The 25405-nt window shown below is 55.8% G+C and carries 21 protein-coding genes and 1 tRNA gene; 7 read left to right on the top strand and 15 right to left on the bottom strand.

The annotated features are described in order from the left end of the window. The first annotated feature begins 9 nt into the window (after window positions 1-9). Both ACIPR4_RS12105 and ACIPR4_RS12110 read left to right on the top strand, forming a co-directional pair. Window positions 10-897: a glycosyltransferase family 2 protein gene (locus ACIPR4_RS12105; protein ID WP_013568949.1), complete on the top strand. Its 888-nt coding sequence runs from the start codon at window positions 10-12 to the stop codon at window positions 895-897. 6 nt (window positions 898-903) lie between these two features. Next, window positions 904-1569: a cupin domain-containing protein gene (locus tag ACIPR4_RS12110; protein ID WP_144312416.1), complete on the top strand. Its 666-nt coding sequence runs from the start codon at window positions 904-906 to the stop codon at window positions 1567-1569. Window positions 1570-1613: 44 nt separating this feature from the next. Here ACIPR4_RS12110 and ACIPR4_RS12115 read toward each other — a convergent pair whose 3' ends face one another. The 5 genes from ACIPR4_RS12115 to ACIPR4_RS12135 all read right to left on the bottom strand — a co-directional run bounded on the left by ACIPR4_RS12115 (window position 1614) and on the right by ACIPR4_RS12135 (window position 8404). After that, window positions 1614-2711 carry an acyltransferase family protein gene (locus ACIPR4_RS12115; RefSeq protein WP_013568951.1) on the bottom strand — a complete coding sequence of 366 codons (1098 nt, stop codon included), beginning with the start codon at window positions 2709-2711 and terminating at the stop codon, window positions 1614-1616. Beyond that, on the bottom strand, window positions 2704-4050 hold the full coding sequence (locus ACIPR4_RS12120) for a hypothetical protein (RefSeq protein WP_013568952.1): 1347 nt from the start codon (window positions 4048-4050) through the stop codon (window positions 2704-2706). The genes ACIPR4_RS12115 and ACIPR4_RS12120 overlap by 8 nt, the downstream gene beginning before the upstream one ends. Window positions 4051-4111: 61 nt before the next feature. Next, a complete protein-coding gene (locus ACIPR4_RS12125) occupies window positions 4112-5125 on the bottom strand; it encodes a polysaccharide biosynthesis/export family protein (RefSeq protein WP_013568953.1) in 1014 nt (337 codons plus the stop codon). Continuing rightward, the gene (locus ACIPR4_RS12130; RefSeq protein ID WP_013568954.1) at window positions 5118-7316 is read right to left on the bottom strand and encodes a GumC family protein; all 2199 of its coding nucleotides are present in this window, start codon (window positions 7314-7316) and stop codon (window positions 5118-5120) included. The genes ACIPR4_RS12125 and ACIPR4_RS12130 overlap by 8 nt, the downstream gene beginning before the upstream one ends. 104 nt (window positions 7317-7420) lie before the next feature. Beyond that, window positions 7421-8404, bottom strand: a complete 984-nt coding sequence (locus ACIPR4_RS12135) for a glycosyltransferase family 4 protein (RefSeq protein WP_187290170.1) — start codon at window positions 8402-8404, stop codon at window positions 7421-7423. A 617-nt stretch (window positions 8405-9021) separates the two neighbouring features. Here ACIPR4_RS12135 and ACIPR4_RS12140 point away from each other — a divergent pair. Both ACIPR4_RS12140 and ACIPR4_RS12145 read left to right on the top strand, forming a co-directional pair. Continuing rightward, window positions 9022-10176 (top strand): glycosyltransferase family 4 protein, encoded by a 1155-nt coding sequence (locus ACIPR4_RS12140; RefSeq protein ID WP_013568956.1) that lies wholly within the window; start codon window positions 9022-9024, stop codon window positions 10174-10176. Between the two features lie 66 nt (window positions 10177-10242). Next, window positions 10243-11379 carry an acyltransferase family protein gene (locus tag ACIPR4_RS12145; RefSeq protein ID WP_013568957.1) on the top strand — a complete coding sequence of 379 codons (1137 nt, stop codon included), beginning with the start codon at window positions 10243-10245 and terminating at the stop codon, window positions 11377-11379. 154 nt (window positions 11380-11533) lie between these two features. On the opposite strand, the gene ACIPR4_RS12150 is transcribed toward ACIPR4_RS12145, so the two are convergent. The 3 genes from ACIPR4_RS12150 to ACIPR4_RS12160 all read right to left on the bottom strand — a co-directional run bounded on the left by ACIPR4_RS12150 (window position 11534) and on the right by ACIPR4_RS12160 (window position 14485). Beyond that, window positions 11534-13084: an FAD-binding oxidoreductase gene (locus ACIPR4_RS12150; protein ID WP_041586074.1), complete on the bottom strand. Its 1551-nt coding sequence runs from the start codon at window positions 13082-13084 to the stop codon at window positions 11534-11536. 63 nt (window positions 13085-13147) lie between these two features. Further along, window positions 13148-14338 (bottom strand): trans-sulfuration enzyme family protein, encoded by a 1191-nt coding sequence (locus ACIPR4_RS12155; protein WP_013568959.1) that lies wholly within the window; start codon window positions 14336-14338, stop codon window positions 13148-13150. Between the two features lie 70 nt (window positions 14339-14408). Next, window positions 14409-14485 (bottom strand) — tRNA-Val (locus ACIPR4_RS12160). A gap of 28 nt (window positions 14486-14513) precedes the next feature. On the opposite strand from ACIPR4_RS12160, the gene ACIPR4_RS12165 reads away from it, so the two are divergent. Continuing rightward, window positions 14514-15359: a ChbG/HpnK family deacetylase gene (locus ACIPR4_RS12165; protein ID WP_013568960.1), complete on the top strand. Its 846-nt coding sequence runs from the start codon at window positions 14514-14516 to the stop codon at window positions 15357-15359. Between the two features lie 160 nt (window positions 15360-15519). On the opposite strand, the gene ACIPR4_RS12170 is transcribed toward ACIPR4_RS12165, so the two are convergent. Further along, window positions 15520-16845, bottom strand: a complete 1326-nt coding sequence (locus ACIPR4_RS12170; protein ID WP_013568961.1) for a sensor histidine kinase — start codon at window positions 16843-16845, stop codon at window positions 15520-15522. Window positions 16846-16903: 58 nt separating this feature from the next. On the opposite strand from ACIPR4_RS12170, the gene ribA reads away from it, so the two are divergent. Next, window positions 16904-17551, top strand: a complete 648-nt coding sequence (gene ribA / locus ACIPR4_RS12175; protein ID WP_013568962.1) for a GTP cyclohydrolase II — start codon at window positions 16904-16906, stop codon at window positions 17549-17551. Window positions 17552-17578: 27 nt separating this feature from the next. Here the strand turns inward: ribA and ACIPR4_RS12180 are convergent, their stop codons facing one another. Together ACIPR4_RS12180 and ACIPR4_RS12185 are read right to left on the bottom strand one after the other, a co-directional pair. Then, complete coding sequence (locus tag ACIPR4_RS12180) at window positions 17579-18130, bottom strand: cupin domain-containing protein (protein WP_013568963.1); 552 nt, start codon at window positions 18128-18130, stop codon at window positions 17579-17581. Window positions 18131-18322: 192 nt separating this feature from the next. Continuing rightward, complete coding sequence (locus ACIPR4_RS12185) at window positions 18323-19072, bottom strand: OmpA family protein (protein ID WP_013568964.1); 750 nt, start codon at window positions 19070-19072, stop codon at window positions 18323-18325. 217 nt (window positions 19073-19289) lie between these two features. On the opposite strand from ACIPR4_RS12185, the gene uvrC reads away from it, so the two are divergent. Beyond that, window positions 19290-21287, top strand: a complete 1998-nt coding sequence (uvrC, locus tag ACIPR4_RS12190; protein WP_013568965.1) for an excinuclease ABC subunit UvrC — start codon at window positions 19290-19292, stop codon at window positions 21285-21287. Window positions 21288-21294: 7 nt separating this feature from the next. Here uvrC and ACIPR4_RS12195 read toward each other — a convergent pair whose 3' ends face one another. The 4 genes from ACIPR4_RS12195 to ypfJ all read right to left on the bottom strand — a co-directional run bounded on the left by ACIPR4_RS12195 (window position 21295) and on the right by ypfJ (window position 25328). After that, a complete protein-coding gene (locus ACIPR4_RS12195; RefSeq protein ID WP_013568966.1) occupies window positions 21295-21723 on the bottom strand; it encodes a type II toxin-antitoxin system VapC family toxin in 429 nt (142 codons plus the stop codon). Next, window positions 21720-22169 (bottom strand): hypothetical protein, encoded by a 450-nt coding sequence (locus ACIPR4_RS12200; RefSeq protein ID WP_013568967.1) that lies wholly within the window; start codon window positions 22167-22169, stop codon window positions 21720-21722. The genes ACIPR4_RS12195 and ACIPR4_RS12200 overlap by 4 nt, the downstream gene beginning before the upstream one ends. 214 nt (window positions 22170-22383) lie before the next feature. Continuing rightward, a complete protein-coding gene (locus ACIPR4_RS21670; RefSeq protein WP_013568968.1) occupies window positions 22384-24426 on the bottom strand; it encodes a TonB-dependent receptor in 2043 nt (680 codons plus the stop codon). Between the two features lie 11 nt (window positions 24427-24437). Further along, on the bottom strand, window positions 24438-25328 hold the full coding sequence (ypfJ, locus tag ACIPR4_RS12215) for a KPN_02809 family neutral zinc metallopeptidase (RefSeq protein ID WP_041586714.1): 891 nt from the start codon (window positions 25326-25328) through the stop codon (window positions 24438-24440). Window positions 25329-25405 lie beyond the last annotated feature (77 nt).

Raw genomic sequence — 25405 nt, forward strand, 5'->3', positions numbered from 1 at the left:
GGGGGAATTTTGAAGCCATCCTTGGCTATCCTGGCGACGAACTACAACACGTGGGACCTCACGACGCGTTGTGTAAACGCCTGCTTCGAACAGGACGCAAACCACTTCGACAAGCTGTACATCTATGACGACTGCTCGCCCATTGCCTTCACGGGCACTTTTCCCGAGGGCGTTACATTGATTCGAGGCAAGAAGAACCTCGGTCTCACCAAGGCTCTGAATGTTGCCTTCTCTTCCGTCGAAGAAGAGATCGTCATTCTCTTCGACTCCGACGCATATCCGACAACGCCCTTCTGCCTGGAAGTAGCCAGGTTATTCGAGTCGAATCCTAAACTCGGTCTCGTTGCGCTGCGAACGATAGGAACGGGCGGTGGTCCCAGCGAATCCTACACAACCGAACCTAACCTTTGGAGTCTTCTCCTCGGCCAGGCACTCTACGCAAAGTTCGAATCATCTCTCGCGGACCACTCTGGAAACATCTCCGTCTTCACCTGCGCCATGGCTGTACGAAAAGCGGCCTTCGACGGGATCGGCGGCTTTGACGAAAACTTCGACTGGCTGGACCTCGATCATGATTTCAGCATGCGCATGAACCGCTCTCCCTGGAGCATAACGATCGCACAGGACGCTCGGATCTTTCACGAAGGCGGCGGAACTCCTCAGGAAACCAGACACCGCCTGCTGCGCTTCTATAAAACCCGCTGGTATCTCTTGCGAAAATTCGATCGCATCGGCGTGCCACTCGTCGCCAAATGGCTCATCTTACTTCGCCTGTCCATCGAATACGCCATGCTAAAAGTCTTTGGCAAGTTACTCATCAAAAATCAGACTCGCCTACAGGACAAACTCGAAGGAAGAAAGGCACTACTCCAGTACTGCTACGCAAACTATCGCTGAGCAGACTTGGCATCTCCCGAACCGGAAAGCCACGACGCGATGGAAGCGTTCTTATCACTAAGGTTAAAGCGCTTTTTCAGTGGTCCCATTTTCTATGGAATGAAAATGCTTTCACCGTGTCCTTTAAACATGATGCAGCGTCGTAGTTTTTTGTCACTTGCAGCTGGAGCTATCTCTGCCACAGCCTTGGGTCAGGCTTCCGCAGACACCCCTTCATCGGTCCTCCACCCAGTAGACTTAGGTCAAGACCGCTTGAACGAGACACACAGTCTTGGTATCACCAACATTGCGTTCAAAGTTCTCACGCGGGATACCAATGGCGAACTTTTCATCATCGAACATACCACTCGAAAAAAAGGCGGACCGCCGCGCCATATCCATCCGAACCAGGATGAGTGGTTTTATGTTATCGAAGGCAAGTTTCTTTTTGAAGTAGGCAAAGATCGAATCGTTCTCAGGCAAGGTGAATCAATCCTCGCTCCACGTCAAATTCCTCACGCATGGGCCTTTGACGGAGATAAAGGCGGCAAGATGCTGATCTCGTACACCCCTGCGGGTAAGATGGAGGAATTTTTCCGCGAAGTTACGAAAACCAATGCAATGCCGAAACAGGATGCTGCGCTTTTTGCAAAGTACGACCTTTTGCTGGTTGGACCGCCGCTTTCGGTCTGAACGGTACCGCGTTGAAACAGCGGGATTGGCCTGACGCGTTCCTGTCACCCTTTGACTTCAGGCGCGTGGGTGAAGCGATGACCAAGGCGGATCGCCGGGCGCTCGATGAGGTAATAGCTGGCGAGTGCACAGGCCACAGTACAAATAAGATTTAGAGGCCATCTCTCAAGAGCACCGAGTGGCTTTTCTTGATACATGCGACCCGTATAGAAAAGCATCTGCCAAAGGTAGAGACTATATGAAAGCTTACCGATATAGCGCAGCGGCGCGCTTTCAAGTATGCGGCCGAAGATTGTTGCCGGATGCAGCATGCTTCCGATCACAAGACACGGAAAAAGAAAGACTAGAGAAGTCATATACCAAAATTTGGTCGTCTGATCTCCGTTGATGATGAAACAGACAAGAACCGCCAGCACCGGCCAGAGTCGAGTGAATTTCGCGATCCAACCTTTATACTTTTCGTTCTGCAAAAGTATCGCAAAGACGGCTGGTATCAAGAGCGCATCAAGCCGCACATCGGTATGGAAGCTGATCCAATCCCATGGCCGATGACCGAGCTGGTAAGCTCGATTGGCCATCACTGCCAGTGCAAGTCCGGACAGGATGGCGATTCTCGTTCTTCCCTTCCAAAAAACCAGGACCGCAGGAAGAAGGAGATAGAAATGTTCTTCTACCGACAGTGACCAGAAATGTCCTGTAAACCACGGCTGGTGGGCGCCGGAGACATGACCCAAGAGCGAAGTATAGTTGCGGTAAAAGAACAAGGACGCCAACAACTCGCCACGATAGACAAAGATCTTACCCAACGCGCCCAGGAGCGCAATCACAAGAAGATACAAGAACGCCGGCGGCAGAATTCTGAAAGCACGGCGAATATAGAAGCTGCTAAGCGAGATACGTCCGGACTTTTTCTCTTCAGCTAAAAGGCGAGAACAGATAAGAACGCCGCTGATGGCAAAAAAGACATCGACACCCGGTTGTCCGTAGGCATAAACCCATTCGGTGTTTAAAAAGCCCCAGTAATGCGGTACATCATGATTCAGAATGACCGCGATGATTGCGATCGCCCGCCATCCGTCCAAGGTAGGAAGATAGCCGGATTTTGGTCTTGAAGGAGAAGCATTCCCTGAGACTTTAGGCATGCGCTGCTAACTCTCGATTTGGTCGGCGGCTAGCCGCGAAGACGATACCGACGCTGATAATGGTAAAACCTTGAATCGTTGCCTGATCGATGGTCATAGAGTAGGCGTCAATCACTCCCATGGGTAACAACAACCACGCTAAAGACGGTCCCGCCCGCAATGACCTGAACGATAACCAAATGAGCATCAACGCAATGCCAGCTCGGCCAATGATAAAGAGAGGACCCGCGATGGATCCGAGCTCGTTGATCTCTCGCTCTTGAGGATCCTCTCCGAAACCAAGCGCGTCTTCGTCCTCCAGAGAAGCGACCACCGTGCTGCCCCTGCCGATCCCTTTTCCGAGCATGGAAAGATCCTGGAAAGGTCTCGCGATATTGCCAAAACCTCCAACAACTCTCTCTTGTAACTTTGAGTTATCGCCTGTGCCTCCCTGAGCGGCTACCCATCTCGTAGAGAAGGTCGTCACGGAGTCCTGAAAGACGGGAACCTGCATCAAGCCAAATATTCCTCCCGCTCCTACCAGAAGCGAAATGGCTAACCGATGAATATTCAAGAAGCGCGATGACCTTCCCGCCACGATCTCCCCAATAACTCCATTAAGCACGACTAGCACCACGCTAATGAGCACACTACGACTTACACTAACGGGCGCAGCAAGAACGATACTCACCGCCGCTGCCATAAGAAGCCACTTGGGGAACAGGTCTTTCTGGAAGTATCCCCAAAGAACAAACGCCGCGGCAATCGGATAAAACTGCGCAGGTCCAGTAATAAAACTAAACGTACCTGCCGGCCGAATATGTCCCAGAGCCCCAGTAATTTGGCCTCCCTCCCCGGAACTGCCCCGGTTGATAAAGGAGCCCGGAGGCGCTTGATACTCAGCAATCATTAGCAGGGTCATCGGGATCGACATAATGAGACACCGCTTCGCCACCGTGTAGAGATCATTGAAGTCGAAAAGATCCGCGACGACGATGGCCACAGGAATGTGTAGGACGTACGATCTCCACCCGTATAAGAAGACTAAAGGACCCAGACCTGCGCCCATGATCTGAAGCAAGCCGAGCACTGTAATGGAAAACGCAAAGAGATAAAATGCCGTCCATGCTCGCTTATCTCCAAATCCCAGCTTCGCGCCCCGGATCCAGATGGCGAGGGCAAAAGGATCGCGAATCAGAAGGAAAGGAGCAGAAAGGCCCGGGACCCATTTTCTAAAAGACCCTTCAAAGATCAGGAGAAAAAGATAAATCCAAATCAGACGACGTAGCTGCTTGATCGAATGAAGACGCGCGCCTCGCCCAGGATCGGCTTCCGTGCTCAAGACGCCGCGTTGTGCCATCGTATCCTCATGCCTGCGGGAAGAAGTTATGTAAGACATCTACAGCCGATGCAAGAGCGATCTAGTGTGTGCCTTGATTTTTATAAATCACCAGTGCACTTGTGATTGTGATCGCCGCTTCCAGGCCGCGTGCAATGGCTGTCTTTGTGAGGCTGGTGGGAACGTAGAGAAGATCGTTATCCTGCATCGGCACGTCAGGTAACTTACCGTTGACGATATCGGGCAGATTAAGCTCTGTGACTACTCGACCGTTGGGGGTCTGCCTTACCAGGCGAGCATGGGACGCCTTCGATAGGGATTGGATGCCGCCCGCCCAGACGATCGCCTGCGCAACAGTGATCTTCTCGTGATTGATCGGATAGCCACCCGACTTCGCCACCTTGCCAACAATATAGATAATGCCCGCCCGAGATACCTGAACGGTATCGCCAGATCGAACCAGTGGATTTGGCTGGCCCTGGAGAGGGCGATCCCAGTGCATCGTATACGTCTCCGTGGCCTGCTGAGCACCTGCATGAACGATCGTCACAGTGTCGCCGGCAGTGACAGCAGCGCCTCCTGCTCCGGCAATTACCTCGTACAGAGTACGGTTTCCAGTGAGCGGTACAGAGCCCGGCCTCGATACTTCACCTAGTACAACAGCACTGTGATTACCAAAATCAGTGAAACTCAGAATCACCTGGGGATCTTTCATAAAATCCCCTTTGATGAGCAAATTTCGAATGAGCTCGGCCGCAGCCGAAGTAGTCAGACCGGCGATCGTAACCTTACCGACGAGCGGTAACTGAATCGTGCCATCGTTCGCCACTCGAATCGGCCCGGTGAACTCAGGTGTATCGAAGACAGTCAAAGTCAGCACATCTCCGGGAGCGATACCCAGATCGTCCTGCAAGGCCATACCACCGTGCTCTGAATAACCGAAGCCTGGTGCTGTTTGATTCGGGACTGATTGACTGGGTGCTGTCTGGGGGACGCCCAACTGGCCTAGCGCCACATCAGGACTAAGACCCAATACGACCAGGACCAACAACATCCAACCGATGACTCTTTGCTCTACGGGTCGAGGACTAAGCATTCTCTGCCTCCGCATAATACGCAGCGCCGCCGTCTTGATTTCCGTAGTAGGCATAGTATGCCTCCGAAGAAGTCTTAACATCGTTGAGAACAACGCCCGCCACTCTTCCTCGGACGGAAACAATGGTGTCGCGAACAGCTTGCAGGGATTGCTTACGCGTTGCGTCATCTCGCACCACAACCACCGTAGTGTCAGCCGTAGCCACAAGGGCCGTCGTATCACTTACCGCGAGCAAGGGCGCCGTATCCACAACGATGAAGTCGTAGGCTTTTCTCCACTCTTCAAAGAGCTCGGACATTCGAGGCGACATCAGAAGCTCTGAAGAGGAAGGCGGAAGAGGTCCGGCAGGAAGAAAATCCAATCCCGGGAAGACGGCGGCAGGATGCAAATATTCCACCAATGGCGGGCTTTGAGAAACCGCGAGAAGGTTACTGAGACCCTTCTCCGTCTTAGGCAGGCCGAGCTTGTGATGAAGACTGGGTCTTCGAAGATCGGCATCCACAAGAAGGACTTTACGATTCATCTGGGCAAGCACCGTAGCCAAATTGATCGTAATGGTGCTCTTACCTTCTTTCGTCCACGCACTGCAGATCACGATAAGCTGCGGAGGATTTCCCGCATGACTCAAAAGCAGCGCAGATCGAAGCACTCGAAAAGACTCTGCAAAATGGGATTGCGGGAATTGAAGGACTCGTGGCTCCAGTCCAAGACTATCGGCTGTGCCTGCAACTTCCTTCTTCCCAAGCTTCATATTTCGCTGAGCCGGAGAGAGATGGGGAACGATGCTGAGCAACGGGAGACCCGAGTAGCGATAAATGTCTTCGCCCGTGCGAATCGTTGCATTCGCATTCTCAATGAGAAACACCACCGCAAAAGCAACCACCAGGCCCAGAAGAGCTCCAGCTTCCATGTTCAAAGCGCGTCTAGGCTCTGAAGGGATATTGGGAGTCAGTGCCGGGTCGATCACGGAGATCGTGTCGGAGCTTAAGCCCGAAGTGATCTGCGCCTCCTGAAGTTTGCGCGTCAAGTCCTGATACAGCGCTCTCCCTGAAGCCACTTGCCCCTGCAGGATGCTGTAATGAAGAGCATCCTCGTTCATGGAAAAAATCTGCTGCTTCTGCGCTTCCGTGGCCGCCCTTAGCTTATTCTCGTTTTCCGAAGCTAACTTGTACTCGAGCTCAAGCTGATTTCTTCCGCGCCGCAACTCGGTTGTAATCGTGCGGTTTACCTCGGCCAGTTCGCTCTTGATTTGAGCAACGCGAGGATAAGAGTCTCCATACTTCGAACTAAGCGAAGCATATTGCGATTCCAGGGTTATCTTCTGTGCACGAAGCGAAGTGAGTCCAGGAAAAGTAGTCGTTGGCACGATTTGATCGGCATCGGAAACCATGCTTTCCCGGAAAGTAACCTCCTTCATGATCCGGTCCGCCTGCGCCTTAGACAAGTCGCTATTCAGCTGAGAGAGCCTATCCACGATGGCATTATGGCCTTCGCCGGTCTGAAGCAATCCGGTTCGCTCTTGGAATTCTTCAAAATTCTTCTGATCTGCATCAACCTGATGCCGAAGCGTTTCAAGTTGATCCTGAAGCCACGCCGAAGTTTCATGCGTGGTGTTATATTTTGTCTCGAAATTTCTCTGAATGTATTTGGCAGCAACTGTATTCGCAATGGTTGCTGCCAAAGCAGGATTGGTACTTTTATACCGAATCTGGACAATTTCGGTCCCGCGCTCTAACTGAACTCCAAGTCCACTCTGAAAACGTCGAATCAGTGAATATCGCTCCTGATCCGTCAGAGAGTTAAGTGGCTTCGGAGTTGCACTTGAAGTAATTCCAGAAAATACTGGATTTGCATCTAGTTTTAACTCTTCAATAACTTTCCACGCGATGGATTGACTTTCCAGAATTGAAAGTTGAGTTGCCATCTTCTGCTCCGTGGCAACGGATGCAGTCGACTGCGAATCGAGAGCAAGCACGCTCTTCGGTGTACTGAGATCGATATCGATCTTACAAAGAGCCTCGTATCTCTTGGGCAGACGCAAGGTATACAACGCTGAAGCCGCCACAAAGACCAGGAAAATCAGAAGAACCAACCACTTTCGACGCTTGAGCAACCGGTAAATTTCTGGCAAGCCTACGGCACTAAACGACGACCGTGCCGCCACTTCATCGGGGATCCCTGGATTCTTCAACGGACTCTCTCTGGCGCATAGGCATGCTCTTTTGAAATCATATCAGATGGGTTCAAGTACCTGAGTAGCAATAACTTACTGCCTGAACCCCGAAGTACGGCGCGTCACATTACTATCGGTTTATTTACTTGGGAATTTTCCGAATTTCGCATAGCTTCCAGCAATTTCCGGCGATAGCTTAGCCAGTTGGTCTGTCGAGCAACTTTCAGTGCCTCATTACTCATATATCGGAGCAACTCCCTATCTCTGGCCAACTCTTCGAGGGCCTTTTCGATCCCTTCCACGGAACGGATAGGAATAACATACCCCGTCTTGCCATGAAGAACCACATCAGTGGTCCCACTGTTCTGCGTCGTGATCACGGGCAAGCCTTGCGAGAGCGCTTCCAGAACCACAAGAGCTCGGCCCTCAAACAAGGTTGGGAAAACAAACACATCGTGATGCCGCATCAGGGCCAGCAGCTCCGTATGAGGCAGAGACGAGATCCACTTCACCTTCGACAAGCCAGCCTCAAGCGGCCTGCATGGCGCGACAGGAGACCCAACGACAGTAAGCTCTACGTGACTCCCAAGTCGCGCGACAGATTCGAAGAGGTAGGACAGCCCCTTTCGTTGCCCCAGCGAACCACAGAAGAGCACCTTCAGCGGCTCGTTCGAAGAGGAGCTCCTGGAGACACCTGCGACCTCCTCGGAATACGCCTCCGGACACCCATACGGCACGACAGTGCCTTTTCGCGCGAACTTCTGGGGAAGCGTGGATAGAACGAAATCACTCGGCACAAAGATCGCGTCAGCCATCTGCAGCTCAAGATCTTTTCGCTCCAGCTTCTCCTGACCATCTGCCAGTCCCTTCAAAGTCGCAGACCACTCCGGTTGCAACTCTCGCTCTTCCTCCAGCAGATGATGCATCGCTCGCCAATATCCGATGGGCAACTCATAGACCCGTTGAAATGCGTGAGGAGATGAGAAGGTATGGAACGCTCCATCTTCATAGGCATACACCGAAAGATCGGGGCCACTCTCTTTTGCGGCATACGAAGCAAGCCGTAAATCTAACGTCTTCCAGACATCATCGACGCTTGGGGTCACCCTTCGAAGGCTTGGAACAGACCGGCCTAACCGCGCCCCTGCAAGTCTCATCAACTCTTGCCCGGCCCTGGACTTAATCCGGTCCACTGAAATTCCTGGAAAAGAGCGACGCTTCACTTCTCTGCGAAAAGATGCTGGAAGCAGAGAGAGCATATGAAAGTGTTCCGCGCTAAGCGTAGTCACAAAGGACTGCAAAATCCTCTCTTCGGTAAACGCCCTCAATGCCTGCCGGACGTTGGCATTACCAAAAGGGTGGCCCAAAATTACTTTCTTAGTCACATTACCTCTCGAAGACTTTCTGCTGCATGAGAGACGAATTCATCGCCTCAATAGATGTCCTTGGCACTTTCTTCGAAGTGCTTTAGCCCTTCGATGCTCCGTTATACACTGCCGAACAGCAAGTCCAGTTCAAAGGAATCGCAACTCTGTCTCTACAGTACCCTTCGATGTTGCCTCTCTTCTCCCTCGCGATCCAACGATCTTTCGGTTCGAAGATCAAGACCAATCAAATCAAGAATAACCTTTGGCTGCTCGCATAAAACCACACTACAACTTAAGTAGAACTACAGACGAAATCGCCGCGTAGACAAACTAAACTCGCCATAACGAGGACACGAGTGAAAGTACTGCTCATCGGAAACTACGCCAGCGATCGTCAGGAGAGCATGCTGCGGTTTGGCAATCTGCTGCAACGCGAGCTGGAGAGTCGCGGACACGAGGTCACTCTGCTTCAACCTCCGGAGCGCTTGGGTTCCACCACTCTCCTCGGTTCTGGCATGCGCAAATGGTTTGGATATGTCGATAAGTTCCTGCTCTTCCCCAGGCAGCTCCGACGCGTCAAGCGGCAATTCGAAGTAGTACACATCTGCGACCACTCCAATGCAATGTACGTGAAGCATTTGCAGGATCGTCCGCACGTAGTCACTTGTCACGACATGCTCGCAATCAAGAGTGCGGCAGGCGAGGTCCCTGAAAACCCAACCAGCTTTTCCGGCCGCGTCTTTCAGCGACTCATTCTCTCCGGTATCAAGCAGGCGCAGAACGTGGTATGCGTTTCGGAAGCAACAAGGAACGACCTCGCTCGCATCAGCGGTCGCGCCCCCTCAAAGATCGCGGTCATCTACAACGGTCTGAACTATCCCTACACCCCAATGCCCGCCGAAGAAGCGCGCAGGCAGTTGAAGAACCTAGGATTACAAACCTCGCAGCCCTACTTCGTACATATCGGCGGCACGGTCTGGTACAAGAATAAGCTCGGCCTACTCAAGATTTATGCGAGCTTGCGGGAATATCCTGAGTTCAAGCAACATCGCCTCCTGCTTCTCGGCAAGCCTCTCTCTTCCGTGCTCGTCGACTTTGTTCGAGAGTCCGGCCTCGAGCCTTTCGTCGATAAGAAGTCCAACGTGAGCAATGAAGATCTTCGGGCCGCCTACTCTTTGTCCGAAGGCCTCATCTTCCCGTCACTGCAGGAAGGATTTGGCTGGCCTGTCCTCGAAGCCCAGGCCTCCGGCTGCTGCGTCTTTACGACCAACCGCAAGCCGATGACAGAGGTAGGAGGAGATGCTGCCGTCTACTTCGATCCCTCGGACGTACCCGGGGCAGCCCGAGCCATCAAAGACGCTCTACAGGAAAAAGCGGCTATGCAACTTCGTGGTCTTGCGAACGCGCAAAAATTCAGCACGGAGCGGATGATCGAACAGTACGTCGCAGAGTATTCGCTTGCAATCCAGCAACAGCAGACTTCCCCTTCTCTGAAAAAATTACGTTCCTGAGAACTCCGCAAAGAGGGTCCGCCACGTGCGTATAAGTTCTGACTGATTTTTCTGCGGAGGCCGTAAGTGAGCACTTATTCTTTATCCAATATCAGCACTCCGGAGCAAAAGGTGCCGCAGAAATTTTCTGAAAAGAAACCTCATATCGGCAAGCCCAACGGCTATTTGCCCACACTGGATGGCTGGAGGGCGATTGCGATCCTTCTCGTTCTGCTCTTTCATGCGAAAACGTATGTGATCGGCCCGTTCAGCACGCGCTTTATCAGTCACTTTGGACTATTTGGCGTGTACCTCTTTTTCGGAATCAGTGGCCTCCTAATCTGCACACGTCTTCTTGAAGAAGAGAGGATGACAGGATCGCTGCACCTTAAAGGCTTCTATATCCGCCGCACGCTGCGAATCATGCCAGCAGCATTCCTGTACTTAGGTGCGGTAGCGCTGCTCATGCACTCGGCGATACTTCCAGTAAGTTGGACGTCCATAGCAGCCTCTGTTTTTTTCGTACGCAATTATGTAGATCCAGGTGGAGTCGCATCTTACTCCACTGCCCATTTCTGGTCTCTTTCCGTGGAGGAGCACTTCTACTTATTTCTACCCTCCTTTCTGCTTTATGTTCGGAGATACCGTGCTGCGACTCTGTGCGTCCTCGCGGTGGCTTCGATCACCTGGGCTCTTCTTCGGCAACATGGCCTGGGCGGAGGATCTTCATCCAGCAATCCCTGGGGAACTGCTTCGATTTGTTTCTTCCTGTTGTTGCCTGCCGCTCTGGCCATTGGCCTACAGAAGACCGCAGTAAGGGCCTGGGCAGTTCGGTTCCTGCAGCCTTCGATCATCGTGCCGATATCCATCGGGGTTCTTGCACTTCTGCCAGCCAAGTCTCCGGTGATCGCTCTGCTCCCCGCCGCCATGCTCGCCGCGACAGTTCTTCATCCACAAAGCTGGATCAGCCGTGTTCTCGAATTGGGCATTTTCAGATTCGCAGGAAAGATCTCCTTTGGGCTATACCTTTGGCAGCAAGTAATCTTCAACGGTCGCTACGACCCGGAAAATGCACCCTTCGGGATAGCTCATAACTTTCCTTATAACTTCTTGCTGGTCGGTTGCCTCGCGACCGCGAGCTATTACCTCTTGGAGAAACCCTGCATGCGTCTTGGTCACAGACTGGCGAAGCCCGTCGTGCCCGGAAGACCTGAGCTCGCTTAGGTCGAAAGTTTCCCGTCACCGCACTATTTGTCATCCCGCTGCGAAGCGGAGGGATCTGCTTTTGTCTTCCTCAAAGATCCGGTTTATGCACTCTGCGCGACCCCACTCTTTCGCGATGAAGCCGCGAAAAAATGGGGCACAAGACCAGCTTTCTTCAGCCGCGAATCGACATCGCATGATGAAACACATTGTTCGGGTCGTACTTCCGCTTCACACTCTGCAGAAACGGATAAAGCTCTCCCGGACCGTAATAAAGCTGCGGCCAGAACTCGTACCGCAGCATATCGACGTCTGGATAGTTCATATAACAACCCTCATAGCGGTCGCTCCAGAACGGTGTTCCGCTGTACTTTGCACCAGCAGTAGACACCGAATAAAGTTCTGTATAAAAATCCCTCATCCATCCGATCTGCCCTGCGTCCTGCGCGGCGTCATTCCAGGTCGCAATAAACTGCAACTTCAGAATGGAACTCCGCTGCGCCGATGACGTCTCTTCCAGCATCTGCCGCTTGTTGACCGCTCCGCCAAACGAATCGGCCAACACGGTATTCCGCGAAAGATCGACTCCAGGAATCGTGCGGTTCAAATGCTTGTAGAAACAAGCCGCCTCGTCCCGGGAAAAACTCCTCTTCATATAAGTCGACTTGTATTTATGCCGCGAATCCATCGCAGGGCCACCATTGCGGCCCCCGCCGCCGCCCTGCGAATCGATCCAGGCCATCTTCTGCACCGTGTGCGTTGCTACACAAAGATTCGTCCCCGTTGCTGGTACCTCAGGATGATGCTCCGCCATTGCCGGATGCACCGTCAGTTCGCTCACCGGCTTGCATTCCTCGAAGATCGAAAGATACTCGTCGAGCACCTTCATGTCCTTCACCGTGCCATCGGGATTGGAAAACGTCACCGACATCGTCAGCCGCCCCGAACTCCGGTGCGACAGATTGAAGATCGAAAACAGCCCCCACGTCTCCGGATCGCGCCCGCGTGTCTCCCAGTAGTTGCTGAAGAGAAAAAGAATCCGCGCAAACCGCTCCTCCGTCATCCCCTCCCAGCCAAAGCTGACGCTGCCCTTCACTACCTCGGTCGGCGCCTTCGGTAAAGTGTCGAAGTGAAAGTGCGTCACGATGCCAAAGTTTCCCCCTCCTGCTCCACGACAGGCCCGCAGCAAGTCGGCATCGTTCTTCTTGTCCGCCCGGCGGATCCTCGCCTTTCCCGCGTGATCGATCGTCACCACATCCACCGCCGTCACCCAGTCCGGTGTCACGCCATGCAGACGCGAAAGCAACCCGTAGCCCGCACCCGAGATATGCCCACCCGCTCCCACAGGCCCACACGTCCCTCCGGGAATCGTCACCAGATCGCGCTTGTAAAGCTCCGGATACGCCCGTCCCAGAGTTGTTCCCGCGCCGAGTCGATATTTCGGCCCATTGGGCTCAGGGGCGGTTCCCGCGATCAGGCTCACATCAATGATGGCTCCCTGGGGATTGTTATCGACAAAATCTTCATAGCAGTGGCCACCCGCGCGCACCGTAGGCCGCAGACCCGCGTGCACAAAGCGCTCCAGCGCCTCGGCCACGTCCTCACTGCTGTCACACAGGGCAATGCGACTGGCTCGGTCATTCTCCGTTGCAGGAAAGCGAGCGTTCTGCCCGCGGCTTAAACGATCAAAACGAACATCCTCGCGCAACACAGTCTCTATGGCCATGCACGCAAAGATATCAGCAGCCATTCAGATCGTGAATAAGACCGCAGTCCTACATCCGTACTCTTATTTTTGAAAGACTTCCGTCAGTGCGCGATCAAAATCCGCAATCAGGTCTTGCGGACTCTCCAGCCCCACCGACAAACGGATCAAGCCATCCGAAATACCCAACCGCGCGCGCTCCGCCTTCGGCAGGTCACAGTGCGAAGCCGTCGCAGGATTCGTAATCAGCGACTCGACGCTCCCCAGACTCTCCGCGCACGTCGTCAGCTTCAACGCATTGATGAACGCAATCGCCTGCACCGTCGTCGCATCCAGCTCGAACGACAACATGCCGCCCGCCGCCTTCTGTTGCTTCTGCGCCAGTGCATACTGCGGAAAGCTCTTCAGCCCCGGATAGTTCACACGCACCACGCGCGGATTCCCCTCCAGCCATGCCGCCACAATGCCCGCGTTCTCTACATGCATCTTCAACCGCGTCGGCAGGGTCTTCACCCCCTGCAGCGTTAGCCAGGCGTCCATCGGGGAAGAAATCGTCCCGATCGTCTTCCTTACCAGACGCAGACGGTCCATCATCGCCACATCGTGCGACGCCAGCGATCCGCCGATCGTCGCATTGTGTCCATCGATGTACTTCGTCGTGGACAGCATCGCCAGATCCGCACCCAGGTTCAAAACGTTCTGCAACAGCGGAGTCAGAAACGTATTGTCCACCGCCAACAGCATGCCGTTCGCATGCGCAATCTCCGCCATCGCCGCAACATCCGTCAGCTTCATCGTCGGATTCGCTGGCGTCTCCACAAACATCAGCTTGCTCTCGGGTCGGATCGCGGCACGCACTGCGTCCATATCCGTCGTGTCCACATAGCTGTATCCGATACCGAAGTTCCCCAGCACCTGCTGAAACAGCCGCACCGTTCCGCCGTAGATCACCTCGGAGAGGATCACGTGGTCGCCCGCCTTCAGCAATCCCATGCACATCGTCGTAATCGCCGCCATGCCACTGCGGAAACACAACGCCTGCTCCGTTCCTTCCAGAGCGCTGATCGCCTGCTCTAGCGCATTCACCGTTGGATTGCCACCGCGCGAATACCCATATCCCGCCTTCAACACACCCACCGACTCATGCACATACGTCGCCGTCTGGTGAATCGGGAAAAGAATCGAGTTCGACTCGCGCTCGTACACGCGCCGGCTATGGATCGCCAGCGTCTCAGGTTGTAGCTTGTTTTCGGGGGACGAATCAGACTCGGACAAGAACTTCTCCTACAAACCGGTCAACGTGCCAAACCGCTTTCCCACAAAAGAGCTGGCAACAGAAAAGGTGTGGTGGGCAAGGAGGGACTCGAACCCCCGACATCCTGCTTGTAAGGCAGGCGCTCTAACCAACTGAGCTACTCGCCCACGCCTTAGAAAGTCTAACATCGCCTGTATGCCTCCGCGCCTTATCCTTAATGCAGATGACTTTGGACTCACCCTCGGCGTTAACCGTGCCGTCGCGGAACTCCACCAGGCCCACGCCCTCACCTCCGCCACTCTGATGGCCTGCGGGCCCGCTTTTGACGACGCCGTCCGCATCGCCCATGCGAACCCTACCCTCGGCGTAGGCTGTCATATCGTCCTCCTGGACGGCACCCCAACAGCGCCCGCACACGAAGTCCCCACTCTCCTCGAAGCCGGCACCAGCCAGCTCCGCAGCTCGCTTGTAGGCTTTCTCCTCGCCCTCTACACCGGCCGCATCAGCACCGTGGAGATCGAACGCGAAGCCACCGCACAGATCCGTAAGCTCCAATCGTTCGGCATCCACCCTACCCACATCGACACTCACAAACACACGCACATCTTCCCACGCGTGACCTCAGCCGTCCTCCGCGCAGCCGCGGCCTGCGGCGTCAAAGCCATCCGCAACCCCATCGAACCCTCATGGAGCGCGCGCATCGCACGCAACGCCATCCGTCGCCGCGCGGAAGTCGCTGCCCTCCGCCTCTTCGAACGCGCCTTCCTCACCCAGCCCCTAATCGCCAGCGGCGAGGTCAAAACCACCCAGGGCTGCCTCGGCGTCTCCGCCACGGGCTCACTGGACTCCGAAACCCTTGCGCATCTCCTCGAAGCCCTTCCTGCCGGAACATGGGAGCTCGTCACCCACCCCGGCTACCTCGACGAAGCCCTCCTGGCCACCCGCACGATCCTGAAATCCACCCGCGAAGTAGAACTCAACGCCCTCCTTGCCCAGATCCCACAATCCCCACCCACGAAAATCACCTTCGCAGGAGTCTGAGCCAACCCCACGTGCCCCATTCTTCGCGGCTTTATCGCGAAGGGTGGGGTCGCGCAGAGCGCACAAACCATTTATCCGGAAACGAAAACACGGGTGCCACATATCCCGCTTTTGGGACATGGGGCATGCGCAAAGCGCATCTTTCGCTTGAAGAGCGACCTCACTTCAACTCCGGAGCCCCCTCCAGCGCCGGCATCTCCAACGTAATCCGAGTCCCGCGCCCCGGACGGCTCACCACCTCCATCACCGCATCGTCCCCATAAAGAACCTCCATCCGCTCACGAACGTTCTTCATCCCAATGCCGGTGCCGCTCCGCTCCACACCACCGCCCCCAACCCGCACCTGCCGGTCGGGAGACATCCCCACCCCGTCGTCCTCCAGATCAATTAACAACTTCCCATTCTGCAAACGGCTTCGCAGGGTCACCGTGCCGCCATGAATCCGGGGCTCCAGCCCATGCTTGATGCTGTTCTCAATCAGCGGCTGCAGCAGCATGCTTGGGACGACGATATTCAGCGTCTCGGGCGCAATCTCTTTCACCACACGCAGATTCTCCCCAAATCGCACCACCTCAATCGCCAGATAGTCGTCCGTAAACTGCATCTCTTCGCTGAACGGCACAAACGCATCTCTCTGCTTCAGCAGAATCCGCAGAATATTCGCCAACTTCACCACCATCTCGCGCGCGCCATCCGGGTTCCGGCGCACCAGAGAAGCAATAGAATTCAGCGTATTGAACAAAAAATGCGGGTTGATCTGCCGCGTCAACGCATCCAGCCGCGCCTCCACCAGAAGCCGCTGCTGCTCTTCCAGCTTGCGCTCCATACGAAGCGCATTCCAGATCTTCAGCGGAACGCCCACCACTACCGGAGCACAGGCGCAGATGGCCAGTTCCACCGCCCAATTGTTTGTCCGCAGGGCGAAATATCGTCGCGGATATAGGCCGCTCAGCGCACTCAGTCCCAGATTGGTCGCCGAAATCGTGACCAGCAGAAGAATCTGCCGGTCCACGTGCGGTCGCTTCAGGTTCCGCGTCACCCAGTGATAGAGACTCAGGTCGATCATCGGAGAAAACGACCAGATCTCCTCCGCGCTCGCGAATCGATGAAACGCTCCAAAGAGCAAAGCAATCGCTATGTTCACCGGAAGGGCCAGATACTCGTGATGCAGGATCGCCGGTACGGCCAACAGAACGCCGCCAAGTAAAGCCGCCGCTGGCCCCAGGAGCACACCCAGCAAGACCGTCAATTCAAAGGAGATATCCGCCGCCAGGAAATTCGGCACAACACCCCGAATCCACACACCGAGCACCAGCGGAGCGCAAATCAGCCCCACCAGCTGCGTTCGCTGCTTCGTCGTGCGGTGCGAAGCCAGCAATAAGCGTTCAAACAGGATCGAACGCGCCAAAGAACTGGACACGGCTGCCGCCACGCCCAGTTTCACCAGCAGCGAGATCAAAATCAGTTGGGAGCTCTGCGGATGCACACCTCCACTCTAACCCCGCATCCGGCACGACTCCTCGCGCATCTATAAAATCAGGATGATGGCTTCTATACCCAGTGCGGCTCCCAGCGGGACACAGATCACAAGAATGGCGGACGCGGACTTCCCCACACGTTGGGGACAATTTCGCATCCAGGGATTCCAGCGCCCGCTGACCAAGCCAAACTCTCAGGGTCTTCTGGTCGAAGAAGCGGTCGCCCTGATCCACGGGGATATCTACTCCACAACACCCATCATTCGGATTCACTCGCAGTGCCTCACCGGCGATGTCTTCCACTCGCTCCGCTGTGACTGCCGCCTCCAGCTCGAACTCGCCCTCGCCACCATCGTCGAGGCGGGTAACGGCATCGTTCTGTATGAACTACAAGAAGGCCGCGGCATCGGTCTCATGGCCAAACTTCAGGCCTACGAACTTCAGGACCACGGCCGCGATACGGTAGAAGCCAACGTCGAGCTCGGTTTCAAACCCGACCACCGCGCCTTCGAGCTCCCGGCCGCAATCCTCCACTACCTGGACGTCCCCGCCGTGCGTCTGATGACCAATAACCCCGAAAAGGTCGAAGCCCTCCAAACCCACGGCATCGAAGTCACCGAGCGCATCTCCGCCGAAGTTCCCCCGGAGACCACCTTCGAACGCTACCTCGAAGTGAAGCGTGAAAAGATGGGCCACCTCTTGACCGCCAGGTAAGAGCAAGTAAGCCTGTGTTGCCTACCTTCAATTGGAACCTGAAACACGCGGCATCGGATAGGCTGGCATCTCTTGAGCGATCTCTTCTGGCATAAGTAAATGAATGCCATATTTTTCAAAGATCTTCATGGTGTTTTCCAGGTTGCCCGAGGCGTAAGTGACCGCGTCATCGGCTGGAATCTCCAGCTTCTCAGCCGGCGCAGCCATCTCATTTATGGCATGCATAAATCCTCCCGGCGTGATCAGTACGAGCAGTCGGGTCTCGGGAGACTTGCTCCGAACCGCGTGGGGTACACCCCTGGGCATAAACAACCCGGCGCCAGCTTCCACCTGAAAGATCTCTTTCCCGACATAGGCAGTAAGCTCCCCTTCAAGAACATAGAAGAACTCGTTTTCGCGGGAGTGAACATGTGGAGGTGGTTCGGTTCCCCTTCGCGCGTACGTGACCGTCAGATCATAGTCCCCGCCCGTCTCCTTCTCGCTCGCCAGTTGTGTGATCAAAATCCCCTTGTACCACTTGGAGTTTTCGACGGATGGCGCTCGTTTAAAAGCCTTTAGATCGGATGAATTTTCGCTCATGTTTCCTCGACCAAGAAAGTCGTCTTCCTCTTTGAGCGTGCTCGAAAGCAGGGACGCGAGGTTTTAGACACAAAGGAAACGATGTTTATTCCATCTGCTACATAGCAGAGAAGCAACTTTGATTGTGATTTCTTAACCCCGCGCAAACAAAGCGGCGACCCGAAGGTCGCCGCTCTCACATACCAACCAAAGCTAGTTCCCGTTAGCGCCCCTCTCAGGAGCGCCTTCTTCTTCCATATTCGACAACACACGAACCTGCACCCGGCGATTCTTCGCACGTCCGGCAGCCGTCTTGTTCGTGGCCACTTCTTGGTCCTTGCCGATGCCCACCATATAAAACTTGTGCGGAGGGATGTTGTACTTCGCAGCAAGGTAAGTCACTACCGCATCCGCGCGGCGCTGGCTCAACGCGTAGTTATAAGCAGCGTCGCCCACGGCATCCGTTCCGCCCGTAACCTCCAGCAGATAGTGACGCGTGGTCTGCAGGCTGCTTGCAACCGCATCCAGCTCCTTCTTGTCCGCAGCGGTCAGCACGGCCTTGTCAAACCTAAACGTCACGCTCACATCGGAGAGAGGCTTGTACTTGTCCAGACCCGCTACGGTTCCTGCCAGCGAATCCACGCGATTATAAGCATCCTTTGCATTCACGTTCGCGGCATCCGCGCTCTGGCCCGCAGCCATCGCATGCTGATCCGCAGTAGCAGCGGCGCTTTTCGCCCCAGCAATGCCTTGCTGCGCGCGAGCATCTGTGTCCTGAATATTGCGCTGATCATCACCCGTCCGCTTCTCGAGCTGGTTCGTCTGCGCCACAATCGGCGCTGTCTGCGAACGAACATAATTCTTCGTGGAGCAACCAACCGTCAGAGCCACGATACCGAGAGACAGAGCAGCTACACCAACACCATTCAACGTCTTCTTCAAAACTTCCGTTCGATTCTTCATATGCGAAAGTCTCCTTTGCCGTCCATGTAGACCGGTCTTTCCGAGGTTAAGGGGAGCAATCACCGAGCCAAACCGGCATTTACATTGAAATGTTCAACTTAGCGACAGCAGCCATCGAACTAGGTCGGAACTTTCGAACATCCGACCTAGTAGAAACTTCCCATCCTGCAAACCATCTAAACTAGATCACCCGCCTTCTTTCGGGCCCCCTCGTTTAATGGATATCAACGAAAAAATCCGGACGCTCCCCACCCAGCCAGGCGTGTACCTCTACAAAAACGCCGAGGACGAGGTCATCTACGTCGGCAAGGCGAAGAACCTGCGCTCCCGCGTTCGCTCGTACTTCCTCGAAGCCAACCAGCTCGCAAACCGCAAAACCGGCTCGCTCATGCGCGAAGCCGTCGATCTGGAATACATCCTCGTAGCCAACGAGCGCGAAGCCCTCGCCCTCGAAAACAACCTCATCAAGCAGCGCAAGCCGCGCTTCAACATTCTTCTTCGCGATGACAAGACCTACCCTTACGTCAAACTCACCGTCCGTGATCGTCACCCCAAGGTCTTCGTTACCCGCAAGCTGAAAAAAGACGGTGCCCTCTACTTTGGCCCGTACTTTCCCGGCAACCTTGCCTACCGCCTCGTAGACCTCATTCACCGCAGCTTCCTCATTCCCTCCTGCAAGGTCGATCTCTCGCGTTATCACCCGCGCCCCTGTCTGGAGTACTACATCAAGCGCTGTCTCGCTCCCTGCGTGGAAAACCTCGTCACCCCCGACACCTACCGCGACGCCATCCGCGACGTCCAGCTCTTCCTCGAAGGCAAAGAAAGCGAACTCGAAGACCGCATCACCGCGCGCATGCACGAGGCCGCCGCCAGCGAGCAGTACGAACTCGCCGCCCGCCTCCGCGACCAGATCGTCACCGTCCATCAGCTTCAGGAAAAACAGCGCATCGCCTCCACCGACGACTCCGACGCCGACGTCTTCGGCTTCCACTTCGCCAACGACATGCTCGCCGTCAACCAGTTCCACATGCGCAGTGGCAAGATCGTCGACCGCCGCGACTTCTTCTTCGAAGACCTCCCTGAAATCCTCGAAGACGACGAACCCGAAACAACAGAAACTATCGACAGCCTCTCTTTGTCATCCAGCAGCACCCCTTTGTCATCCCGTAGCGAAGCGGAGGGATCTGCTTTTCTTCCTGATCAAGCCGAAGACACCCAAACCTTCAACCCCTCCAACTTCTTCGCCGCCTTCCTCAAACAGCTCTATCTCGACCAGCCCTACGTCCCCCGCACCATCATGGTCCCGGCAGAGTTCCGCGACCGCGATCTCCTCGCGACGCTCCTCTGCGACCGCACCGGACACAAGGTAGAAATCCTCGCCCCGCAACGCGGAGAAAAGCGCTCCCTCGTCGACCTCGTCTGCCAGAACGCCAAGCAGTCCTACGACCAGCGCTTCCGCACCCTGCAACCCAGCAAGGCCGCCATCGCCGCATCGCTGCAGGATGCCCTCGGCCTCGCCGACCCGCCCAAACGCATCGAGTGCTTCGACATCTCGCACATCCAGGGCGCGGAAACCGTCGCCTCCATGGTCGTCTGGGAAGACGGCGAGATGAAGAAGTCCGACTATCGAAAGTTCAAGGTCAACAGCGTCTCAGGCGTGGACGACTTCGCCTCGATGCACGAGATCCTCACCCGCCGTTACTCCAAGCTGCAGGCAGAGAAGAAACCCTTCCCTTCGCTCATCCTCATCGACGGTGGCCTCGGTCAGCTCCATGCCGCCTACGCCGCACTGGAACAGCTAGGCATCACGCTCCAGCCGCTGGCTTCGATCGCAAAACGCGAAGAGATCATCTACGTCCACGGACAGGAAGAAGACCCCGTCGTCCTCGACCGCCGCTCGCCCGTGCTCCATCTTGTGCAGCATATCCGAGACGAATCCCACCGCTTCGCCGTGACGTATCACCGCAAGCGCCGCGAGATCCGCGACCGCGAAACCGAACTTCTGCCCATCCCCGGCGTAGGCCCTCGCACCCGCCAGCGCCTGATCGAACACTTCGGCTCCATCCGCGGCATCAAACTCGCTGGCCCCGACGCCCTCACCGCCGTCGTCAACGCCGCTACCGCCGAAAAGATCCGCGCCTACCTCAACGCCGAACGCGACGCTGCCATCGACGGCAACCCCGAACCGTCGAACCCCCTACGCATCTTGAGCTGATGTGTCACTAAAACAACGGCGTATCGAAGTCCGCGATGAAGTTGATTCCGGGAACATACACTTTCAATAACTGTCTGTCTCCGGTCAGAAACAGATCGATGCCTGCGGCTCCAGCACAGGCCAGATGAATTGAGTCAGCAATTCTCAACTTCTGTACGGCCCGCAGCTGTGCAAAAGTATCTACGGCATCTTCGCCAAATGGCAGATAGCTGAAGCCTGCATCGTTCAAGACACTTCTAATCTCTGACTTCGCGTGGGCATCACCGGCTCTATCTCCCCCGGAAAGCAATTCACCCATTGCGAGATGGCTTGTATAAAGTTGGTCGCCCCTCTCTCGCGCCTGCGCGAGAAGCTGCCAGCATCGTTTGGAATACTTTTCATTTCCTTCCAGCAGATAGATAAAAAGCATCGTGTCCCAGAAGATTCTCCGCTTCACGCCGCTTCCTCATCATCGGAACGTACCCAACGCATAAAGGCTTCAGTTCCGCCCATCCCCTGGATCTCGTTCCGTAAAAGACCTTTTAGACGTCCGGTCAAACGCTGAGCCCACTCATCACTACTTTCCACTGGAGCCGGTACCTGCTTTTTGCTGGATCCCGGCTCGGCCTTGTCCACATAATGGAAGACGACGGTGGTACTTTGCTGGGACGGTGGGCCCTCAATCGATTTGATCTCGATGTGATTCTTCGTCAAGAGCTTGAGCCCTCTTAGGGCAGAACAGACCATGGGAACACGACCACGCGGCAATCCTCGTCTCACCATTTCATCGAAGACATCTCGTACGGGGATGACGAGTTCCCCTTGACGGCGTCGGGCCCAAGGCCGCACATAAGCCTCTTCAACAAAATTCCGAATGTAGTCCGTATCGATCTGAGAGAGCATGGTTCTCCTAAAGCAATAATCACCAGAAGCATAGCATAGCATAAATAGAATCATTTTCGATTGGTGCGCAACCTCTGGAACAAACCTATCGACCGTGCCCGATTCTTTCGCGCTCTTTGCGAAAGAATCGGGTCGCGCAGAGTGCACAAACCAGATTCATCAGGAAGCAAGTGCCCATACATCGCGTACTTTGCGATGTGTTCATGCGCAAAGCCTACCGCGCCCCGTGCCATCTCAACCCGATTGTCGCCACCTGAGGCGTAGCCAGCGTCAGCGTAGGCGTCCTTCCCGCATCGATCCTCCGGTCCAGAAGATTCTGCACCGTCACCACCACATCAAACCGCGACCCAAGCGAACGCTCCGCATTCACATCCATCCGGAAAAATCCATGCAGCACATTGATATTGCTGGAGTCGTCGAAGAGCATCCCGCTTTCCCGCGCGATCACGTTCAGAACGCCCACCTTCCTTTGCGAAAGACGCATCTGTACCGTGCCCGCATTCCGCGCGACCTCCGGGATCCACTTCCCCACCAACGTCTTGTCCGGATCGAACCGCGTCACAGTAGCCAGAGCGTATTGATATCCGCCGCTCAACTGCATCCACCCCACAGGATGCGCCACAAAATCCAGACTCACGCCACGGCTCTGGATCTGTCCAAGGTTCGCCCGCTGTAACGTCTGCGCCGTCCCCGTCTGCGACAACAGCAGAGCCGTAATCGGCCGGTTCACGGACGTCCAGAAGTAGCTCCCCCGCAGCGTTCCCCAGCGCGTGTTCTGCTCCGCACCAAACTCAAATCCCGTAGCCCGCTCCGACTTCAAAGCATCGTTCGCCAGCGTCGTCTGCTGCCCGACCTGCCCTGTGCGATAAAGCTCATTCATCGTCGGTCCACGGAACGCGCGAAAGACCGTTCCCGTCAGCGCAAATCCACGCCCCACGCGTCGCACCACACCCAGCCGAGGATCGAAGACCACTTCATCCGGAGCTGCGAGCACCGTCTTGGTCGTGCCTACAAATTTCAGCGCATCGAAGGTCCGGAAATCATCCACGCGTCCGCTCAGCGCCGCCGACCAGCCACCGTGGCTCCAGAGCGCCTCGCCATATCCTCCCGCCGCCCGCTGCCGCGCAGAAAACCGAGTCACTGCACCGGCGACGCCCGCAGTGATCGGGGCCTCTACATCCGTAGCGCGCACATCGCGCGCATCGGCTCCTACGACGAAAGTAAAGTCGCGAATAGTAGAGGCCCACTGTCCTGACGCACCAAGCTCTTGTGATGGAACTCTCTGCAGTCGGTTCAAACTCTCGGAGACACGCCCGGTCGCAATCGTAGAAAAGCTCTGCCGATATCCTTGGTCCGATCCATAGCCGCGGACAAATACGCGCCCCACATGCACTGGTTGGTCCCATCCACCCTGGTAGCGCCAGAGCCGCGTCGCGTTCGTCGTAATGGGCGTGCCATTGCTGCGTGTCTCATTCAGAACATTGCCACGCAGAAAGTATCCGCGCTCCGCATCTCCGCGTCGTACTTCCACTCTTCCGCTCTCGGAGTCCACGCCCGAAGCAATATCCACCAGTCCGCGTGCCTCAGGGGCAGTCAGAATATATCCGTCCGTGCGAAAGATGCTTCCCGCCGCCAGAGCACCCCAGCGATCGCGCGCTGCACTGAAGATCCCATCGCCCGCAACAGTATTCATCGCGCCATACATGCCCTGCGCCGCCCGCCGCGTCTGCCAGCTTCGCACCGGGACAGCGTTGATCACGCCACCGATCGCGCTCGATCCATAAAGGTCCGAAGCGCCGCCGCGTACGACCTCCACGCTTTCGATGGCCAGTACCGGAATCTCGTTCCAGTGCACCCAGCCGCCAAACGGGTCGCTTAGCGGCACTTCATCACTCAGCACAAGCGTCCGGCTCGCTGCGGTCGATCCCAGACCGCGCAAGGAAATTCCCTGCGTCGTTGGATTCGCCACCCACCCGCTCGTACGACGAAACAGCTCCACTCCTGGAACCTGTCGCAGACGATCATCTAATGTGAATCCCGGAGCCTCTTCCAGCGACACTCCATTCAACAGGCGCACGCTACTTGCACTCGCGTCCAACCCGAGCGGTGTGCGGAAAGCCGTCACCGTTACCTGCTCTTTCACCGGAGCGACCACTGGCTTAGCCTGGCCGTTCGATGGCTGTTGTCCCAACACCAGAACAGGCAGACCAAGTGCTGCACCTACGACCACAACGAAAGCTTTAAAAGAAATTTGCACGTTCTACTTTCTTACTCGTCGCTACTCCCGGCAAAGGTCTTGCACGAACTGACCTGTCCGCTCTCCATTCCACGCTTAAACCAGGCGATCCGCTGTGCCGAAGTCCCATGGGTGAAGCTTTCAGGACTCACCGAACGTCCGCTCATCTTCTGGAGATGGTCATCCCCGACGGCGGCGGCTGCCTTCAACGCATCATCCACGTCAGCTTCATCCAGCTTGCCGCGTTCCTTCATGGAATGGCCCCAAATGCCCGCATAGCAGTCCGCCTGTAACTCCAGCTTCACCGACAAGGCATTCCTCTGCCCTGGGTTCGACTGCATGGCCTGGGTCACCTTTCCTTCTGTCCCGAGGATCTTCTGCACATGATGCCCCAGCTCGTGCGCTACGACGTATCCCTGGGCAAAGTCGCCCGCGTCGCCACCGATGCGCTTCAACTCGTCCCAGAAGCTCAGATCGATATAGACCTTCTCATCCTGCGGGCAATAGAAAGGCCCCGTGGAGCTCTGCGCATCACCGCAGCCGCCCTGCAACTCATCCCGATAGAGCACAAGATGAGCGTGGCGGTAGTTCTTGCCCGTCTGCTCCGGCATCACCGTTGTCCACATCTTCTGCACGTCGTCCAGCACGAAGGAAACCAGCTGCGCCTGGCGGTGTTCCGCCGCGCTCTCCTGCACGGGCTGGCCGTTATCCACTCGCTGCGACTGCTGTTGCTGTCCGCCGCCGCTCATGCCGAGGTACTGCCCGATGTAATTCCGGCCCGTCACCAGGCTCACCAACAGCAAAACGCCGACGCCGACGATCCCGAGGCCGCCACCTCCGCCAATACCAAATCCGCCGCCGCCCCCGGAGTCTCCTCGCCGGTCCTCAACATCGTCACTCATTCCACCCGGCGTCCACTCCATCGTCATACCCCCACTAAAAAATAGATTTCCTGCGTCGCCAACGTTGGATGACGCCGCACCGCAGAACGTCACCTCAG

The sequence above is a fragment of the Terriglobus saanensis SP1PR4 genome, from assembly GCF_000179915.2.
In the GTDB taxonomy this organism is placed as follows: domain Bacteria; phylum Acidobacteriota; class Terriglobia; order Terriglobales; family Acidobacteriaceae; genus Terriglobus; species Terriglobus saanensis.

Excerpts from the sequence above, each read along its gene's own strand:
- ACIPR4_RS12115 (WP_013568951.1), bottom strand. The coding sequence starts at position 2,711 with ATGCCTAAAGTCTCAGGGAATGCTTCTCCTTCAAGACCAAAATCCGGC.
- ACIPR4_RS12120 (WP_013568952.1), bottom strand. The coding sequence starts at position 4,050 with ATGGCACAACGCGGCGTCTTGAGCACGGAAGCCGATCCTGGGCGAGGC.
- ACIPR4_RS12125 (WP_013568953.1), bottom strand. The coding sequence starts at position 5,125 with ATGCTTAGTCCTCGACCCGTAGAGCAAAGAGTCATCGGTTGGATGTTG.
- ACIPR4_RS12150 (WP_041586074.1), bottom strand. The coding sequence starts at position 13,084 with ATGGCCATAGAGACTGTGTTGCGCGAGGATGTTCGTTTTGATCGTTTA.
- ACIPR4_RS12165 (WP_013568960.1), top strand. The coding sequence starts at position 14,514 with ATGCCTCCGCGCCTTATCCTTAATGCAGATGACTTTGGACTCACCCTC.
- ribA (WP_013568962.1), top strand. The coding sequence starts at position 16,904 with ATGGCTTCTATACCCAGTGCGGCTCCCAGCGGGACACAGATCACAAGA.
- ACIPR4_RS12180 (WP_013568963.1), bottom strand. The coding sequence starts at position 18,130 with ATGAGCGAAAATTCATCCGATCTAAAGGCTTTTAAACGAGCGCCATCC.
- ACIPR4_RS12185 (WP_013568964.1), bottom strand. The coding sequence starts at position 19,072 with ATGAAGAATCGAACGGAAGTTTTGAAGAAGACGTTGAATGGTGTTGGT.
- uvrC (WP_013568965.1), top strand. The coding sequence starts at position 19,290 with ATGGATATCAACGAAAAAATCCGGACGCTCCCCACCCAGCCAGGCGTG.
- ACIPR4_RS12200 (WP_013568967.1), bottom strand. The coding sequence starts at position 22,169 with ATGCTCTCTCAGATCGATACGGACTACATTCGGAATTTTGTTGAAGAG.
- ypfJ (WP_041586714.1), bottom strand. The coding sequence starts at position 25,328 with ATGGAGTGGACGCCGGGTGGAATGAGTGACGATGTTGAGGACCGGCGA.